The 17,270-nt window shown below is 43.7% G+C and carries 15 protein-coding genes; 13 read left to right on the forward strand and 2 right to left on the reverse strand.

Translation table 11 applies throughout. The features are described 5' to 3' along the window. Positions 1–16 precede the first annotated feature (16 nt). The 6 genes from dnaA (at position 17) to H6G17_RS20885 (ending at position 5,809) form a co-directional block, all read left to right on the forward strand. On the forward strand, positions 17–1,393 hold the full coding sequence (gene dnaA / locus H6G17_RS20860; RefSeq protein ID WP_192160458.1) for a chromosomal replication initiator protein DnaA: 1,377 nt from the start codon (positions 17–19) through the stop codon (positions 1,391–1,393). A gap of 216 nt (positions 1,394–1,609) precedes the next feature. Then, positions 1,610–1,936: a DUF6825 family protein gene (locus H6G17_RS20865; protein ID WP_192160460.1), complete on the forward strand. Its 327-nt coding sequence runs from the start codon at positions 1,610–1,612 to the stop codon at positions 1,934–1,936. A gap of 88 nt (positions 1,937–2,024) precedes the next feature. Beyond that, complete coding sequence (locus tag H6G17_RS20870; protein WP_041462299.1) at positions 2,025–3,713, forward strand: AarF/ABC1/UbiB kinase family protein; 1,689 nt, start codon at positions 2,025–2,027, stop codon at positions 3,711–3,713. A 207-nt stretch (positions 3,714–3,920) separates the two neighbouring features. Continuing rightward, positions 3,921–4,094, forward strand: a complete 174-nt coding sequence (locus tag H6G17_RS20875) for a hypothetical protein (protein ID WP_192160462.1) — start codon at positions 3,921–3,923, stop codon at positions 4,092–4,094. 299 nt (positions 4,095–4,393) lie between these two features. After that, a complete protein-coding gene (locus tag H6G17_RS20880) occupies positions 4,394–4,588 on the forward strand; it encodes an NblA/ycf18 family protein (RefSeq protein WP_015152113.1) in 195 nt (64 codons plus the stop codon). 474 nt (positions 4,589–5,062) lie between these two features. Continuing rightward, positions 5,063–5,809 (forward strand): creatininase family protein, encoded by a 747-nt coding sequence (locus H6G17_RS20885; RefSeq protein ID WP_192160464.1) that lies wholly within the window; start codon positions 5,063–5,065, stop codon positions 5,807–5,809. A gap of 55 nt (positions 5,810–5,864) precedes the next feature. Here the strand turns inward: H6G17_RS20885 and H6G17_RS20890 are convergent, their stop codons facing one another. Continuing rightward, entirely contained in the window at positions 5,865–6,536 is a 672-nt protein-coding gene (locus H6G17_RS20890; RefSeq protein WP_192160466.1) for a bifunctional 4-hydroxy-2-oxoglutarate aldolase/2-dehydro-3-deoxy-phosphogluconate aldolase, read from the reverse strand. 148 nt (positions 6,537–6,684) lie between these two features. Here H6G17_RS20890 and H6G17_RS20895 point away from each other — a divergent pair, with 148 nt between their 5' ends. From H6G17_RS20895 to H6G17_RS20915, 5 genes are all read left to right on the forward strand, one after another. Next, positions 6,685–7,524, forward strand: coding sequence for a DUF2382 domain-containing protein (locus H6G17_RS20895; protein WP_192160468.1), 840 nt, complete (start codon positions 6,685–6,687; stop codon positions 7,522–7,524). A 382-nt stretch (positions 7,525–7,906) separates the two neighbouring features. Next, on the forward strand, positions 7,907–8,896 hold the full coding sequence (locus H6G17_RS20900) for a DUF2382 domain-containing protein (protein ID WP_192160470.1): 990 nt from the start codon (positions 7,907–7,909) through the stop codon (positions 8,894–8,896). A gap of 250 nt (positions 8,897–9,146) precedes the next feature. Beyond that, positions 9,147–10,049, forward strand: a complete 903-nt coding sequence (locus H6G17_RS20905; RefSeq protein ID WP_192160472.1) for a DUF2382 domain-containing protein — start codon at positions 9,147–9,149, stop codon at positions 10,047–10,049. A gap of 185 nt (positions 10,050–10,234) precedes the next feature. Beyond that, on the forward strand, positions 10,235–11,419 hold the full coding sequence (sat, locus tag H6G17_RS20910; protein WP_192160474.1) for a sulfate adenylyltransferase: 1,185 nt from the start codon (positions 10,235–10,237) through the stop codon (positions 11,417–11,419). A 253-nt stretch (positions 11,420–11,672) separates the two neighbouring features. Next, on the forward strand, positions 11,673–14,033 hold the full coding sequence (locus H6G17_RS20915) for a caspase family protein (RefSeq protein ID WP_192160476.1): 2,361 nt from the start codon (positions 11,673–11,675) through the stop codon (positions 14,031–14,033). 20 nt (positions 14,034–14,053) lie between these two features. On the opposite strand, the gene H6G17_RS20920 is transcribed toward H6G17_RS20915, so the two are convergent. After that, positions 14,054–14,542: a WbuC family cupin fold metalloprotein gene (locus tag H6G17_RS20920; RefSeq protein WP_192160478.1), complete on the reverse strand. Its 489-nt coding sequence runs from the start codon at positions 14,540–14,542 to the stop codon at positions 14,054–14,056. Positions 14,543–14,709: 167 nt separating this feature from the next. Between H6G17_RS20920 and H6G17_RS20925 the strand changes: the two genes are divergently transcribed. Together H6G17_RS20925 and H6G17_RS20930 are read left to right on the forward strand one after the other, a co-directional pair. Beyond that, positions 14,710–16,284, forward strand: a complete 1,575-nt coding sequence (locus tag H6G17_RS20925) for a protein-glutamate O-methyltransferase CheR (protein WP_192160480.1) — start codon at positions 14,710–14,712, stop codon at positions 16,282–16,284. 65 nt (positions 16,285–16,349) lie between these two features. Then, positions 16,350–17,123 (forward strand): sulfite exporter TauE/SafE family protein, encoded by a 774-nt coding sequence (locus H6G17_RS20930; protein ID WP_192160482.1) that lies wholly within the window; start codon positions 16,350–16,352, stop codon positions 17,121–17,123. The last annotated feature ends 147 nt before the right edge of the window (positions 17,124–17,270 follow it).

Below are 17,270 nucleotides of genomic sequence, written 5' to 3' on the forward strand. Positions count from 1 at the left end.
GCAGAGGTGGTACAAGGTGGATCTTTCCCCCGATAATCTTTGGACTCAAGTACTGGAGCGATTGCAACTCCAGTTAAGCAGACCTTCTTTTGAATCCTGGATTAAAACTGCCAATGCTGAGCGGCTTGAGGATAACTCCTTGACAATTTGCACTCCCAATGCATTTCATCGGAATTGGTTGCAAAAGCGCTACATCAAAACAATTGCCGATACAGTCCAAGATATTCTCGGCTATCCTGTAGAAATTCACGTTACCGTGGCTCAGGGAGATGAATCCGTGCGTTTTGCCGAGTCAGAAGTTGCTCGGTCGTCTCCGAGTAACGATACCACCCCAAAAGCTTCTCCTAGCAACAATGTGAAGCCGCCAGACCTGAATCAAAAGTATGTATTTTCTCGATTTGTCGTCGGTTCTAACAGTCGGATGGCTCATGCTGCGGCTTTGGCAGTGGCGGAATCCCCAGGGCGAGAATTCAACCCGCTATTTTTATGTGGCGGCGTGGGGTTAGGAAAAACTCATCTGATGCAGGCGATCGGTCACTATCGCTTAGAAATTGACGCAAATTCTAAAATTTTCTACGTTTCTACCGAGCAATTCACGAACGATCTGATTGCTTCGATCCGCAAAGATAGTATGCAGAGTTTTCGAGAGCATTATCGTGCTGCCGATATTTTATTAGTCGATGATATTCAATTTATTGAAGGTAAAGAGTACACGCAAGAAGAATTTTTTCATACATTTAATACGCTGCATGAAGCGGGAAAACAAGTCGTTCTAGCATCAGACCGTCCGCCAAACCAAATTCCCAAGTTGCAGGCTCGCTTGTGTTCTCGATTCTCAATGGGATTGATTGCTGATATTCAGCCGCCAGATTTTGAAACTAGAATGGCAATTTTACAAAAAAAGGCAGAGTATGAAAATATGCGTCTGCCCAGAAACGTGATTGAGTATATTGCCTCAAATTATACTTCTAATATTAGAGAATTAGAAGGAGCTTTGATTCGTGCTGTCGCTTATATTTCTATTTCTGGCTTATCTATGACAGTGGAAAATCTTCGACCAGTTTTAAACCCAGGCATAGAAAAAGTAGCTGCTTCAGCTGAATCAGTGATGATGGTCGTCGCCGACGTTTATGATATCTCGATTGAAGATTTGAAAGGCAATTCACGGCGCAGAGAAATTAGTTGGGCGCGACAAATTGGCATGTATTTAATGCGACAGTATACAGATTTGAGTTTACCGAGAATTGGCGAAGAATTCGGCGGAAAAGACCATACCACCGTATTGTATAGTTGTGAGAAAATTTCTCAGCTCAAGGATAGCGATCCCAGTTTAGAACAAAAGTTAAGACAATTAGCCGATCGCATTAGCATTACGAGTCGTTCGCGGAACTAAACTATGGATAATGAAAAGCAAGCCAGCAGACTAACGAGTTGGCGCACAGTCGGGGGTTACTGATGAGGAAAGACTGGCTGCAATTCGCTGCTGAGACCGTATTACCGAGCGCATTTCCCATCTCTAACTCCTTACACCTCACAAAAGGTACAAGCATTAGAGCGAGCCAGCAAGTTATAATCTTTGCGGATGGCAATTGTGTAGAAATTTGTAGCTATGAGTAATCCTCTGGTTCATGCCTTCTTTGTCGGTAGGGCAGCAGCTGAAATTGTCAGCGAAAAGTTAGAAAATGCATTGACCGATGCTCTAAGCGAATTAGGTAAATTTGATGCTGAAGCAAGAGAGCAACTGCGGCAATTTACCGAACAGGTAACGGAGCGAGCAGAGCGGGAAATGGAAGTATCGACTGTAGGTAGAAGTACTACGGAGATAGTGCCTCAAAACTCGCAACCCGCCGACTTGCAGGCAACAATCGACGATATGCGGGCTGAAATTGCCTTACTGCGGGCTGAATTACAACGCTATCGCAGCAACTCCCTCTAACAACATCTCTTACCCCTTACCCCTTACTGCTCGCTCAGTGTCTGTTTTTTCTGCCGACTCCGCCCAAATTACAAGTTACGCCGATCGCATGGAGAAGACTTACACGAATAAGTCCTATCGTTGGAACCGCGAAAATTACTCGCGCCAACGACGGTTCGTAGACATTTGGATGTTTGTCCTGACGCTACTGTTTGGATTGTGGCTAGATGGAAAAGCTTGGAGCTATCCAGGCGGCGTAACTGAAGCTAGAAAGATTGCTAGGCGCAAAAAACAGGCAATCTGGATTCGCAATACTTTATTGGATCTGGGTCCGACCTTTATCAAAGTCGGACAGCTATTCTCTACCCGCGCCGATCTATTTCCTGGCGAATATGTCGAGGAACTCGCAAAGCTCCAGGATCGGGTTCCTGCCTTTGGCTACGAGCAAGTAGAAACAACGGTAGAACGAGAATTAGGCAAAAAGATTCCCGAATTGTTTCATAGTTTTGAGCCAATACCTCTAGCAGCGGCGAGTTTAGGTCAAGTCCATAAAGCTAAATTGCGATCGGGTGAGGAGGTTGTTGTCAAAATACAACGCCCTGGATTAAAAAAACTGTTTGAAATTGACCTAGCGATTCTCAAAGGTATTACACGCTACTTTCAAAATCATCCCGACTGGGGGCGCGGTCGCGATTGGCTGGGAATATATGAAGAGTGTTGTCGCATTCTTTGGGAAGAAATCGATTATTTAAATGAAGGTCGCAATGCCGATACGTTTCGCCGCAATTTTCGCGAATACGATTGGGTTAAAGTCCCTCGAATTTACTGGCGTTACACTTCCCCACAGGTTTTAACTCTAGAATACGCACCAGGAATCAAGATCAGCCACTATGAAGCGATAGAAGCCGCTGGCTTAGACCGGAAGTTAATAGCTAGACAAGGAGCAGAAGCCTATTTACATCAGTTACTACATAATGGCTTCTTCCACGCCGACCCGCACCCAGGTAATATCGCTGTCAGTCCCGAAGGGTCGCTGATTTTTTATGATTTTGGCATGATGGGGCGAATTAAGGCAAACGTGCGCGAACAGTTAATGGAAACTCTGTTTGGCATTGCGCAAAAAGATGGCGGTCGCGTGGTTGCATCTTTAGTAGAACTGGGCGCTTTAGCACCTACAGATGATATGGGTCCAGTCCGGCGATCGGTGCAGTTTATGCTGGACAATTTCATGGATAAGCCGTTTGAAAATCAATCGGTGAGTGCGATTAGCGACGATCTTTATGAAATTGCCTACGGTCAGCCATTTCGCTTTCCGGCTACTTTTACGTTCGTCATGCGGGCTTTTTCTACTCTTGAAGGGGTCGGCAAGGGCTTAGACCCTGAGTTCAACTTTATGGAAGTTGCTAAACCTTTTGCATTCCAGCTTATGACTGATGGTAATGGTTCTGTTGATGGCAATAGCTTCTTGAACGAATTAAGTCGTCAAGCTGCCCAAGTGGGTAGTACCGCTTTCGGCTTACCAAGACGCTTAGAAGACACCCTCGAAAAACTGGAACGAGGAGATTTGCGCGTGCGGGTACGGTCAATTGAAACAGAACGCTTGTTGCGGCGACAGAGTAGCGTCCAAGTCGCCATTACTTACGCTCTAATTGTCAGTTCCTTCACGATTTCGGCAACAATTCTATTGATTAGTCAATTTGCTTGGTTAGCATTGATCCCTGGGGCGATCGCCGCCGGAACTGGATTTTCTCTGATTCGCCTGTTGATGCGCCTCGATCGCTACGACAAAATGTTTTAAGTTAGGGAGCAAGGAGTAGGGAGTAGGGAGCAGGGAAAAGAGCTTCAGGTGCAGAGGGGCAGCGGGGCAGAGGAGAAATTAGATTATTCTGGCTCCTGGCTCCTGACCAATGACCAATGACCAATGGGGTGTGTTACACAACGCACCCTATTTTGTTTCGTTCGCAAGTGAGATGGCGATCGCCTGCCATACCGCAAAGATTGAGATATGCAACCTGCTATACATTTCGCCGACTCGCCGCAGATTGCTAGAACCTCGATCCCCAGCAAACATAAACGTTTTGAATACATGACTTCTGTACGGGCGGGTTTAGAAAATCGATCGATCGCCACAACTGGAAATTTTTGGTCAAAACCCGCCCCGACAATTCCTGCCTTTTGACTTCCCAAGCCGCTGATTTAGGTCTGCCTATAAGTATAACTACTTATTTTTGTTCAGTCTGAGCATTTTTCTGTGACAGAACTTGTTAAAAGTATCGATAAATTTCCTCAAATCTACCGAAATCGAGATTCTGCCTTTTGATTTAATATGTATACCCAATAAGAAGTAGCGCATCTTGTCAAGCAGTTGTTAAATTTGTTAATACATAGAGAAACAACTGCTGTTATACTCAAGCAAAGCTTCCGCGAAGCCGAGCTAGAAGCAACTCAGTCACTACGTTTGTTTTTAGGAGTTAACTTATGAGTCACCCAATTGAACTCTCACTCGAACAGCAATTCAACATCCGCTCGTTTGAAACTCAGGTAGAGAAGATGGATCGAGAACAGGCACAAGACTTCCTGGTGAAGTTATATCGTCAAATGGTCATGCGCGAAGCCACATACAAGGAATTGCTCAAGCACCATTGGGGTATAGACGGAGGTAATTGGCAATAAACGCCTAAGCCATGTCTACAGCAGTAGGCGACCTCCATCTCTTGCTGAGTTCCAAGCGGGAAAGGAGCTGGGGATGCTGGGGCGTCAACTCAACACAAAAACCAAAAACTGAGAAAATATCAGACTGCGATTAGAATGTTTAATAGTTAGTTACACTACTGATGAAAAAATTGTACAAACAACCAGTAGATGTCAATAGCAGGCTAGATAAGCGCGTGAAAATTAGAGAGTTCTCGCGATCGAGCAAACAGTGGCAAGGGTGATAGCGGACAGAAAGTAAAAGCCACCCAAATCGTAACGAGTCAGTTAAAGAAATTTGATAGATTTGATCGGCGATCGAAAACTGCTAAGTTTCAGGTATACCAGTTTTTGATGTACGAAGGTAATTGAGAATACTTCCACGATCCAAAGTACATAACATAAAACTTATGGATCGCTCATAATCAAAGAAGAGTATTGCTATCTGAGTAAGTCATGTTATTGCATCTGAGTACCTGGCTGGAAGTAGAAGCATATCTAGAGCATTCCCAAGGTGTAATTATGCCAATTGGTTCTACAGAGCAACATGGACCTACAGGACTGATTGGAACGGATACGATTTGTGCAGAAGCGATCGCTAAAGGAGTTGGAGAGGCGACGCAAGCACTGGTTGCACCTACAATCAACATTGGAATGGCACTGCACCACACTGCTTTTCCTGGTTCTATGAGCCTGCGACCCAGCACGATGATTCAGGTGGTGAAAGAATACGTGACTTGTCTAGCAAAGGCTAGATTTACTAAATTCTTCTTTATCAACGGTCATGGTGGTAACATTGCTACCCTAAAAGCAGCATTTTCCGAAACCTACGCTCATTTAGCCGACCTCAACCTACCTAATGCTGGTAACGTCAAGTGCTACCTGGGTAACTGGTTTATGTGCGGCTCTGTCTACCAGCTAGCAAAAGAATTATACGGCGACAAAGAAGGCTCTCACGCTACGCCCAGCGAAGTTGCACTCACCCAGTACGTTTATCCAGAAGCAATCAAACAAGCGCCTCTATCGCCAGAAGTGGGGAGAGGATATAAAATTTACGGTGCAGAAGATTTCCGCCGTCGTTATCCTGATGGCAGAATGGGTTCCGATCCCGCCTTAGCAACCCCCGAACACGGAAAGCAGTTCTATGAGTTAGCGGTGAAGGAGTTGAGTCATACTTATCTAGAATTTGTGAATGGACAGTAGACAATACTTGGTAATTGGTAATCGGTAGTTGCTCCCTCAGCAACCTTGCGCTTCCTCAGCTCTCTTCTCCCCGACTCCCGACTCCCGACTCCCGACTCCCGACTCCTAACATGAGAGTTTTAGCCAATTGCGCGATCGCCTCCCAATTTTCTGCTTCAATATAACTTTTGGGAAATAACTGACCGGATAAGCCTACCGCGATCGCACCCGCTGCAATAAATTCTTTAGCATTTTCTAACGACACTCCACCTGTAGGAATTAAAGGAATGTTTCCCAACGGTGCTTGTAGGTTCTTAATATAGCTAACGCCTCCTAGTGCTTGCACGGGAAACACTTTAACGCAACTGGCTCCCACCATCCACGCCGTTACAATTTCTGTGGGAGAGAGCGCCCCTGGTACGATCGGTATACCCCGAGCTACAGCAGCTTGAATTAAGACAGAATCGACATGGGGAGTGAAGAGAAATTGCGCTCCAGAGGCGATCGCCTGTTGTAGTTGTTCTAGAGTTAGAATCGTTCCCGTACCAATTGTACAAGCAGGTAACTCGCGACGCAGTTGCGAAATCAACTCGGCGGGGCGATCGCTATTCCAAGTAACTTCGATTAACTGCATTCCTCCTGCTGCTACCGCTTTTGCCATTTGACAACCTAGCTCAATTTTATTGGCACGGATCACAGCGATCGCTCTATTTTGCTGCAATAACTTCAACCATGAATCGTTAAACATTGTCTTACCGAGCAGCTCAGAAAATCGAGCGTTACCTATCTGAAAATATACGTCCAGCAACAGTTCAGATGTCAGTCGCCAGCTGGATGAACCTAAAACCAGGCGCTTTTAATCTATTATCATCCCTTTACTATACTGAAGTATAAGTATGCCACTGCACACGCTTGTAGACTTCGATCCTAATTATCAACAGATTTTTGATGGGGATGATGTCAAACGGTTGGAAGTCTACACAGAAGAAGGACAAAAAGTTGGCACGGTGACTGACGCACTACTCGATAATGAAGGTCGATTTCGTTATCTAGTCATTGATTATCGTTTTGATGCGACAGGAAAGCAAATATTAATTCCAATTGGACTCGCTCGAATTGATTATGACCGACGACGAATTTACGTCAACGATTTGAGTTACGCACAAGTGGCACGATTGCCAGAATATAGCGATCGCTATGCCGTTGACTATGACTACGAAGAACGAGTACGCAATGTTTATCGTGTAACTAACGAGCAGGGTATCGGCTCCGAGCGGGAGACGTACAACTATCAACAAGATGCATCTTTATATAATTTAAACGAGCAAAATCACCTGACTTTTAAACTTTATGAAGAAAGACTAATAGCTAATAAGAAGCGCGTTAAAGCTGGAGAAGTTGCGATCGGCAAACTTGTTGAAACAGAAATAGAACGGGTAGAAGTGCCAATTACTAAAGAGCGATTGGTCATTGAGAGATTGCCTGCCTCAGATACCAATATAGTTGCTGCCGACGTACCTATGTTTGCTGAGGGAGAAGTTGCGCGGGTAGAACTGCACGCAGAAACGCCAGAAATTTATAAAGAAGCTTTTGTCAGAGAGGAAATCAAAGTTAAAAAAGTAATAGAACAAGATATTCTAGAAGCAACAGAAACAGTGCGCCATCAAGAACTAGATGTGACAGTTAAAGGTCAGTTAGACGTAGATCTAGTTAACCGGATGCGCGATCGCGATTAGTCTGCTCTTACCATTACTAGTTGCCAATTTACGATCGGGTGGGCAACGCCCACCCTACTAAATCAAAATATATAAGTAATGCCGAACAATCTATCCATAGAAGTATGGTCTTTAAACAATATCCTTCAATAGCCAGAGGAAATGTTATGAGTATAGCTTTAACGTAAGTAGCAGAAAAAATCTACAAGTCGCCTCCGTGGTAGATTTGTCTTTCTTTCTTTTCTATAAAAAACTAAAGGAAACGAACCAACGCTTATCTAATTGCGGACTGCCCGTAGAAATAACTCATTCTCAGGATAAAATTGAATATTTCATTTGGGAGATGATGAAGTGAAAAATTGTTTTCTAGTATAGAACAAATTGAAGCGGGAGAAAACAAATTATGGCTTTGCATAAAATCTCAGATTTCGACCCTGATTATCGCAGCAGCTTTGATGATCGCGATATGAAAGGTTACTCTGTATATTCAGAAAATGACGAAAAGATCGGCTCAGTTAGTGACATTTTAGTAGATGAAGAAGGGCGCTTCCGCTATTTTATAGTAGATTTAGGTTTTTGGATTTTTGGCAAAAAAGTTCTGTTGCCAATGGGTCGCGCCAGAATTGATTACAATGCAGACCGGATATATGTAACTGGTTTGACTCGCGAACAAGCAGAGAATTTACCAGAGTATAACGAGCACGATTTAGTCGATTACGATTACGAAGAGAGAGTCAGAGGAGTATATCGTACCCCAAATTATGGTACAGCAAGTACGATGGGTACAATGGGTACGATGGGTACGATGGGTTCAACCGCAGCTGCTCCAGTCGAGCGTGAGGCTACACTTGATGCAACTGCACCACTTGATGCAACTGCACCGCTAGATCCATCTCCTTCTAATACAGGCTACACAGCAGCTGCTGCTAGCTACAATCGCGATACGTACAAGTATGACGACCACGATTCAGACTTGTACAATCTTAACGAGCAGAACCACCAGAGTCTCAAACTCTATGAAGAAAGGTTGATTGCCAACAAGCGTCGCGTCAAGACCGGGGAAGTTACAATTGGCAAGCATGTAGAGATTGAAACAGAGAGAGTTGCAGTACCCGTAGAAAAAGAGCGAGTCGTCATCGAGCGCGTGACACCGACGGATGCTGGTAGACCTGTAGCACCTGGCGAAGTAGACTTCCGTGAGGGAGAAGTAGCACGGATGGAAGTTTATGAAGAAACGCCTGAAATCCGTAAAGAAGCGTTCGTACGCGAAGAAGTTAAAGTGAAGAAGGTCGTAGATCATCAAACTGTTAACGCCGAAGAAACAATCCGCCGCGAAGAGTTGGATGTAAATACTGGCAACTTACCAGTTGATGAAAACCGCGATCGCATTTAAGACATACTGGAAGTAGGGATCGCTACTTCTTAAAAGTAAGTACAGACAGAGCGGAAATCACGCACTGTCTGTACTTTTTCACAACGTCTTTTTTGAATTTTATCTTTCTCGCGATCGCATTAAAAAGCTCTTTCCTACCATATTAGGAACATACCTTTCATTTATAACCAGAGTTAATACGTATTTTATAGAAATCATCATATTTGCAATACAAATAAATTTTAATAAGTTTTGAAATAGGTGTTCTAAAATGATATATCCAACGTCCGATCGCAGCCATTTCAATTTCTTGGTGGAAAAACTCAGAAAGAAGTTAAAAAATTTCTTCGTCGTAAATTTGCAAGGAGATCGAATTGGCATAGTAAAGGATATCATTGTAGATCGTCAACAGCAGTTACAATTGATCGTTTTTTCTAAGGTCGGGAACTTAGCTTCAAACTTGCAAATCAACAGTAAGCAAATACGAAAAATTGAAGTAGCAGATAAAGTTGTAGCAGTCGATTTTACATTTGTACCTGAAGAAATAGAGCGAGTCACTCAAGAATCTGACCGAGAACTGCATTCAAGTAGCAGTCAAGACATAATGATGATAGGCGATCGCTTAGAAGTTGCTACTAGCGAACCTTTAGTAAGGCAATTGGAAGTTGTACCACCGGAACTATCAGTACCTATGACCAGCGAAATAGACAACCAAGCTAACACCCAATTGAGTTCATCTCAAGACATATCAACAGAAGAGATTATTAAATTACTAGCAGAAAGAGTAGTAGTAGAGCGAAAAAAACGTAAAGTTGGCGAAGTTATTGTCCGCAAAGAAATAGAAACGCGGATGGTAGAAGTACCAGTACGGTATGAGAAGCTGATTGTAGAACAGGTTAATCCAGAACACAAGCAAATAGCTGAAATTAATTTAGGACAAGAAACTCTTGCCGATCGCAAATTGAATTCCTGGGATGTTGGTGTAAAAAACCAAAGTGTAGGTGAATTGACAGTAACAGGTAGATTTGATTCGCCTAAAGTTGCCAGTTTATTATTAAACGCGATCGCCCGCGAACGCCAACATGGATGTCAGCAAATTCGGGTTGAAATTGTCGTAGACAGTCCAGAAAAACAAAAGCTCTATCAAGAATGGTGCGATCGCTGTTCTCAGTAAGAAGGGAGCAGGGAGTAGGGAGCAGGGTGTTAGGGTGTAGGAAAGAGGGTGTAGAGTGTGGTGGGGAGAATTCAAAAAGAATTTTGACTTTTAACTTTTGACTTCTAGCCAATCGCTTTGTAGCAAGATACATAATCTTGGTACTATAAATGCTTGCAGCCAAGATCTAAACAAAATTTAAAGATATGACGAGCGATCGCATAGATGGTATTGCTCCCCACGGCGGACAATTAATTAACCGCATTGCCAACCACGCACAGCGTCTAGAATTCCTAGACAAGGCTGATTTTCTGCCTAGAGTCCAGTTAGACGAACGGGCAGTTTCCGATTTGCAAATGATTGCAATTGGTGCATTCAGTCCCTTGACTGGATTTATGGCACAAGCAGACTATCAGTCAGTCGTTGACAATATGCGCCTGAGTAACGGTCTACCTTGGTCAATTCCCATTACTCTCTCTGTCAGTGAAGAAGTTGCAGCACCACTGAAAGAAGGTAGCTTAGTCCGGCTAGACGATAAAAGCGATCGCTTTATTGGAGTTTTAGAACTATCACAAAAGTACCGTTATGACAAAATCCGTGAAGCAGTCAGCGTTTACCGCACCGATGACGAAGCACATCCTGGCGTAGCCGTTGTTTACAACCAAGGTGAAGTTAACCTAGCGGGTTCCATTTGGTTGTTACACCGCGATCCACACCCTTTATTTCCCGACTATCAAATCGATCTAGCCAAATCCCGCGAACTTTTTAGAGAAAAAGGTTGGCGCACAGTCGTTGGTTTTCAAACACGTAACCCCATCCATAGAGCGCACGAATATATTATCAAGTGCGCCCTCGAAATTGTTGATGGTTTATTCCTACACCCATTAGTAGGGGTAACAAAAAGTGATGATATCTCTGCCGAAGTGCGGATGCAGTGCTACAAACTCATGTTGGAATTTTACTTCCCTGAAAGCAGAGTCATTCTAGCAATCAATCCTGCTTCCATGCGCTACGCGGGTCCACGGGAAGCAATTTTTCATGCTCTCATCCGCAAAAACTACGGCTGCACCCACTTCATTGTCGGACGCGATCATGCTGGAGTAGGAGACTACTACGGTACGTATGACGCTCAACATATTTTTGACGAGTTTGAGCCAAAAGAATTAGGAATTATGCCATTAAAATTTGAACACGCCTTCTACTGCAAGCGGACTCTGCAAATGGCAACTACCAAAACCAGCCCTTCTCGACCCGAAGAACGAATTCACTTATCGGGAACAAAAGTCAGGGAAATGTTGCGGCGGGGTGAATTGCCACCACCAGAATTCTCCCGACCGGAAATTGCAGCAGAACTAGCTAAAGCCATGAATATTACCCAATATGAGATTTAATTGGTCATATGTGAGTGGTTGGTGGCTAGTTGGATTGACACATGACGTTAGCCGAACTTGCTCCTCTGCCCAAAAGCATTTAATAAGCATAATTTTGAACTAACCTTGTGTGTCATTACATCTAGTAGCTAGTAGTAGAATTCTTCATCTAGTCACCAGTCACTAGTCACTCTCTTGCTGATAACTAATAACTGACTCCCTAGTTTATTGATAGGCTGGTAGCTGGTGAAACCAGTAGTAGCTGATAGCTAAAATGAAGCGGCGAGATTTTCTGAGACGATTAGCTCAAGCGATCGCAACATTGGGTGTGGTTGATGCTGGGTGGCTGCGAATAGGCGATCGCTATGCCCATGCACTCGCCCAGCCAACGGGACGGAAATTAGCTCTCTTGGTAGGGATTAACCAATATCCCGCTACTTTGTCTTTGGGCGGTTGCCTAACAGATGTGGCACTACAAAGAGAACTGCTCGTTCACCGATTTGGGTTCAATCCAGCTGATATTCTTACCCTTACCGATCGACAAGCCACTCGAAAACAAGTTGAAGCTGCTTTCCTAGAACATCTCACGCAGCAAACCAAAACTGGGGATACCGTTGTTTTTCACTTTAGCGGCTACGGGCGGCGGGTTTTGAATTCGGAATTCGGAATTCGGAATTCGGAATTCGAGACAACCAACAATCAATTTCCTGTCAATAGTTTAGTTTGCGCTGATGGTGAAGATCTTCTAGATGAGACTTTATGGCTGCTGTTGCGATCGCTGCCGACTAGACAAATTGCAACTTTTCTCGATACGAGTTTTGGCACTCCTGTTAAGATTCTTCCAGCTAACTTGCGCGTGCGCTCTTTTCCGCAAACGCTTCCAGGACAAGTAAGCGCAGCCGAACTTGCTTTTCAACAACAGCTTCAGCAAGACTTCCTTTGCCAAGGCGTTTTAGATCGGATTATTTGCGGAAGTATAGATGCTTCAATTAAACCTACACCAACTGCAAATATTCCTGGTGTTGCGATCGCCGCAGCTAGTCCTACCCAAAGTGCTATTGAGACAGCTTGGAATGGTTTTAGCGCCGGACTGTTTACCTATGCCTTAACTCAACACCTCTGGGAAGCGACTCCAGCGACAACAGTACAAGTCAGTCTCAGTCGTGTCAGTGGCACAGTAGAGCAATTAGTAGGTAACGAGCAGCAGCCACAAGTCAACAGTCAAAAAAATCCTCAGTCCACTCTCACTGACTACCTCAGTCAGGAACCCAGCATAAGTGCTGATGGTGTTGTCATGGCTGTAGAAGAAGACAAAAAGAGCGCTCAGTTATGGCTGGCAGGACTACCACCTACAGTTCTTGCCTACTACGAGGCTGGCTCTAAATTAAATTTGGTTCCTGCTTTAGAGCAGGGAGTAGGGAGTAGGGAGCAGGGAGTAGGGGAAGCAACAACCAACAACCAACAACCAACAACCATTCAACTACAAGTGCGATCGCGGAATGGATTAATTGCCAAAGCTCAAGTCGTGGGTGCTTCTGGCAATGATTCTCCGCAAGTCGGACAGTTAGTACAAGAAGCCGTCAGAGTTTTACCCCGTAATCTTCGCTTGATTATTGCTCTCGATCCGAGCCTAGAACGCATCGAACGGGTAGATGCTACCAGTGCATTTGCTGCTATGCCTTTCGTGTCCCTTGCTACGACGAGCGAACAATTAGCAGATTATGTATTTGGTTTAGTTCCCCCGCCGAAATCGGCAGAAACACCAATTGTCGCAAATGCTGGTTCGCCTGCATCTCGCTACGGTTTATTTACACTCGATCGCCAACCGATCCCCAATACAGCCGGAGAATTCGGCGAAGCGGTAAAAGTTGCCGTGCAACGGTTGTCACCTAAGCTACAAATTCTCTTAGCTGCTAAAATTTGGCGGCTGACAACCAACGATGGTTCTTCTCACCTCAACGTCAAAGCAACTTTGGAAATGCTCGATCCCGAAAACAGAGTGTTAATGCAACGGGAAACCCTGCGATCGCCACAAGAAGAATCACCGACTCTTATCGGAAAACTCAAAAAACAACTTCCGACTTCCCCCGATACTATTCCTGCTATACCAATCGGTAGCCGCATTCAATATCGAGTCCAGAATAACGGCGATCGCCCGGTGCATTTACTCTTACTGGGCTTAGATAGCAGCAAAAGCGCGATCGCCCTTTACTCTTCTCAATTACCTACCGATAATAACGAGTCTAATTCTAAGCCAATTCTTGAGGATATAGAAATTGCGCCAGGAGAGACGGCGATCGTACCGCAATCCACAGCTAATTCTACCTGGATGATTCACAAACCATCTGGGTTGGCAGAGCATCAACTGATTTTTAGTAGTGCCAGCTTTACGCAAACCTTAGCAGTCTTGGCAAATACCGATCGGGATCTCGACGAGCCAGAACACATTGGAGTTTTATCCAATCCCTTGGACGTGATTCAAGCTGTCATGAAAGATTTACAGGATGCTAGTGCGATCGCCCCTCCACGCATCACTGCTAGCGCCAGCAATGACGCTGTTAGCCCTTCTTCAGATACTTACGCTCTTGATGTCAACGACTGGGCAAGTCTGAGCTTTGTTTACCAAGTCGTATGAGTAGAAACGCGATCGCGTTTCTACTCAAAATATGTCTCCCAGGTGGCTACTAACTGCTGAGCTGCATCCGTGCCTTCAGCCGGGAACTCCTCTAAAAATTCTTTATCCGTACTGGAGTTGTAGGGTCCTTCTTTCAGTTCCAAAATTATCGTATCTGGAGCTAGAGCAATTGCTGTATGGTAAGTTGCTTCAGGAAGTTCAAGTCCCCACACTGCACCACTAGCACTAACAAGTTCTGTCGTGACAATCTCACCTCGATCGTTCATAACTAACATTCCTAGCGCACCTTGGCAAACTAGAAAGAACTCAAACCCGTTTATCCCACCATCGCGACAGTGACGGTGCGGACGAACATAAGTACCAGGCTGGAGAATATTTACAAAGCGCTGTACTTTTTCCGATCCATCATGAAAGCTATAAGTCTGGCGCAAGCGCGGACTTTGACGCGCTTGAGTAGCAATTCGCTCGATTAACTCCCGATCCAAGCGCTTGATAGGTAAAATCTGCATTTCAATCTCCTGCGATCGCCCTTACTGCACGTTCTCTAGAAATTTACCTAGATGCATTACCCATAGTCAAATGCTCGTGTGAGATTAGCTTCTACAGATGGGAATACTGGAGGTAAGCAATTAACAGCGATCGACTATTCTATCCCTTACCCCTCAGCTCCCTAGAAATGAATGAGACAACAGTACAAAACTTTATCCAACTGATTTCTGCACGTACGGGTTTGCAAATTCGCCCGCAAGATCGCCAGGAGCTTTGTCAAAAACTAGAGACACGGATGAAGGTTTTGAAACTGGATGCTCCAGAAAAGTACTATCAACTATTACTAAGATCGACTGAGCAATCGAAGCTGGAAGCGATCGACTCCAGTAGCGAAAGAGAATGGCAAGAGCTACTCGGTTTATTAACAGTTGGCGAAACTTATTTTTTTCGCGACCAAGGACATTTTAAGCTACTCAAGCATCAAATTTTACCTGAGTTGATCGAGAGTAAAAGAAAGGCTTGTCTTCATTCTTTAACACAAAAGCCAAGTCTGAGAATTTGGAGTGCAGGATGCTCCAGCGGTCAAGAACCTTATTCTATTGCAATTTTAGTCAAAGAACTCATTTCCGATCTCAGCGACTGGGAAGTTTTTATATTTGGAACCGATATTAATTTAGAAGCAATTGAAAAAGCACAACGAGGCATTTATGAACCTTGGTCTTTCCGTCAAGTAGATCCTCAAATTCAGAAGCACTATTTTCAACAACGCAAACTCGGTTGGGAACTCGATCCAAAAATTCGCCGTATGGTGAAATTTCGGTGTAGTAATTTGTTGCAAGATTCCTTCCCTAGTTCAACTCTCAATATCCACGATATGGATATTATTATTTGCCGTAATGTCTTTATTTATTTTAGTTTTAATGCGATCGCTACCGTCATCGAGAAGTTTTATCAAACCCTCAGACCGAATGGATATTTAATTGTCGGTCATACAGAACTTTCAGGACAAAATCTCAGTAAATTTCAACTTAAGGCTTTTACAGAATCTATAGTCTATCAACGGCAAAACACATCAACCGAAGCGAAAAATATACCAGATTTCGCCTCCATTCAAAGCTTAAATAAACAAGCAGAAATTACCGAAACTCTTCGTAAACCTATATCTTATCAGCCAATAGAATTCAAACTCAGTTATCCTAAAAATGACGTTCTAAAACCGAAGCCAATATCACCGCGATCGCCTGTTGCCTTACCTGCGATCGTCTCTCAATTTACCTCCGATCTCGCCACAGCAAAAACACTCTTTCAAGCAGGAGAATATAGCAGAGCTATCCAAGCAGCTCAAACACTGATTTATCAACATCCTCAATCTTTTGAAGCTTATTATTTAATTGCTCAATCCTGGGCAAACCTCGGTAATTACGAACGCGCAACTCACTACTGTCAGCAAGCCACACAGCTCGACAATTTATCTGAAAAACCTTATTTTCTATTAGCGCGAATTGCTGAGGAACAAGGAGATTTAGAACAAGCAAAAATATTCTTAAAAAAGATTATTTATCTTACTCCTGAATCTATAGCTGCCTATCTAGAATTAGGCTCGCTTTATGAAAAAGCAGGCGATCGCCAGCGAGCCAACAAAATGCTAGCTACAGCCTTAGAACTTCTGAAAAAACTATCTCCCACAAGTGCGATCGAACCTTACGATCGAGTCTTAGCAAATGAACTAATTACTAAAATTAAACAGACTTTAGCAATATAATACAACCTACAACCGCAAAGGCGAGCATAAAGGCGATCGCTTTTAGAACGTAGGAGCAACAGATAATGAGGGAAAACTGGCTAATCTTAGCTACTGGTGGCTTATTTTCTGGTATTCTTGCCGGATTATTAGGTATCGGTGGTGGTACTGTTCTCGTTCCCTTACTAGTTACTCTAGGTTACGCACCCATACAAGCAGTTGCTACGAGCAGCTTGGCAATTTTAGTCACTTCTATTTCTGGTAGTATCCAAAACTGGCGCATGGGTTACTTTAACTGGAAGCGGGTGAGCTTGCTAGGATTTCCTGCGGTTGTAACTTCACAAATTGGCGTGTATGTGGCTAGTCGCATTCAACCATACATCCTGCTACTGGCTTTTGGTATTTTATTACTCATCAATATTTATTTAGTTAACTTGCGCCAGCACCTCACGACTAAACAGACTTCGACAGAGACGCAATTTAATCCTTTACCTGCTCGACTTTTCACCGGAGGAACAGCAGGTATTCTCGCTGGATTATTTGGTGTAGGTGGAGGGGTGATTATGGTTCCGCTTCAAATGTTACTTTTAAAAGAAGAAATCAAAGTTGCAATTCAGACGAGTTTAGGTGTAATTGTAATTACAGCTATCTCTGCAACTGTCGGTCATACCGTAACAGGTAATGTATTATTTATACCAGGTTTACTATTAGGTTGTGGTGGTTTATTGGGGGCGCAAATTAGTACTCGCGTTTTACCTAAGCTACCAGATCGAATAGTTAGTTTTGTGTTTCGTCTATTTTTGGGCATATTATCAATCTATGTTTTTTGGCAGGCTTGGCAATCTTATTCTGCTTCATGATTAAGTATGTGTCGCTTGTCAATTGTCTTGAGTTAATAGACAAAATAATGAGAATTTGAAGTCGCTTTTAACATTAGTAGCAAAATGCACCCATAAAGAGTTACAGAAGTTACAGTTTTGTATAAATTACTGATTTTAACAGTATTT

The organism is Chroococcidiopsis sp. [FACHB-1243] (genome assembly GCF_014696895.1).
In the GTDB taxonomy this organism is placed as follows: domain Bacteria; phylum Cyanobacteriota; class Cyanobacteriia; order Cyanobacteriales; family Chroococcidiopsidaceae; genus Chroococcidiopsis.